Source organism: Tersicoccus phoenicis (genome assembly GCF_001968835.1).
Taxonomy (GTDB): domain Bacteria; phylum Actinomycetota; class Actinomycetes; order Actinomycetales; family Micrococcaceae; genus Tersicoccus; species Tersicoccus phoenicis.
The window spans coordinates 1-1,135 of sequence record NZ_MRDE01000120.1 but is presented as its reverse complement, the minus strand read 5'-3'; the positions used below and the strand labels follow the sequence as shown (position 1 = coordinate 1,135).

1 protein-coding gene is annotated in these 1,135 nt (G+C 70.3%); it reads right to left on the bottom strand.

Going from position 1 to position 1,135, the window contains the following annotated elements; translation table 11 throughout:
- On the bottom strand, positions 1–1,134 hold a 1,134-nt coding region (locus BKD30_RS15395), incomplete at its 3' end, for an ISL3 family transposase (protein ID WP_076705992.1).
- Position 1,135 lies beyond the last annotated feature (1 nt).

Below are 1,135 nucleotides of genomic sequence, written 5' to 3'. Positions count from 1 at the left end.
CGTGCCGGGCCGGTCGAAGTAGGCCAGCACGTCGGTGGCCCGCTGTGTGAGGGTCCGGCCGAGGGTTCGGAGTTCGGCCAGCGCTGCCGGGACGCCGCTGCTGAGGCTGGTGATGAGCTTGTTCATCAGGTCGCGGCCGCGTGCCCGGTCGGGTTCGCGGTAGGCGGTGATCATGCGCTGGTAGGCGGCCCAGGTGATCTCGACGGCGGCGTGGGCGTCGTCGGCGAACAGGGCGTCGAGCCGGGCCTTCTGCTTGTCGGTGAGCAGGCTGGTGCCGGTGTGCAGGGTGCGGCGGGCCGAATAGAGCGGATCACCAGTGCGGCCTCGGTGTCCGTGGAGGTGTTGTTGGATGCGGCGTCGGCACTTGTCGAGGGCGTCGCCGGCGAGGCGGACGACGTGGAAGGGATCCATCACCGCGACCGCGTCGGGCAGCTCTTCGGTGGTGGCGGTCTTGAACCCGGTGAAGCCGTCCATCGCGACCACCTCCACCGCGTTGCGCCAGGCTTGGTCACGTTCGGACAGCCAGGTCTTGAACACCTGTTTGGAGCGACCCTCGACCATGTCGAGCAGCCTCGCCGGGCCGCTGCCCGAACGTGGCCCGGTCAGGTCGATGACAACGGTGACGTACTTGTCTCCGCGGCGGGTGTGGCGCCACACGTGCTCATCCACGCCGATCGTGGTGACTCCGTCGAACCGGGCCGGGTCGTTGATCAGGACCCGCTTGCCCTCGGCCAGGACCGCGGTATTGGCGGTGTTCCAGCTGACATCCAGGCCCTCGGCGACCCGGGCCACCGTCAGGTGCTGGACCACGATCCCTTCCAGCGCCCACCGCAGCCCGCGCCGCGACAGCTTCGCCCGCGGTTCAGCCGCCCGGCTGATGTCCTGGCGCCACACATGCCCGCAGCCGTCGCACCGGTACCGGCGAATCGTGACCTCCAGAACCGTGGGCCGCCACCCCAACGGTTCGTGCGCGAGCCGGCGGACCACCGTGTCTCGGACCGCGCCCTGGCAGCCACAGCGCCGGCACCACTCGTCAGGTTCGACGATCCGACAGGCCAGCACCGCCCGGCCCGGCTCGAGCCGCTGCCCGGTCACCACCAGCCCGAGCTCGTCGACACGGCAGAACGTGGTCAGG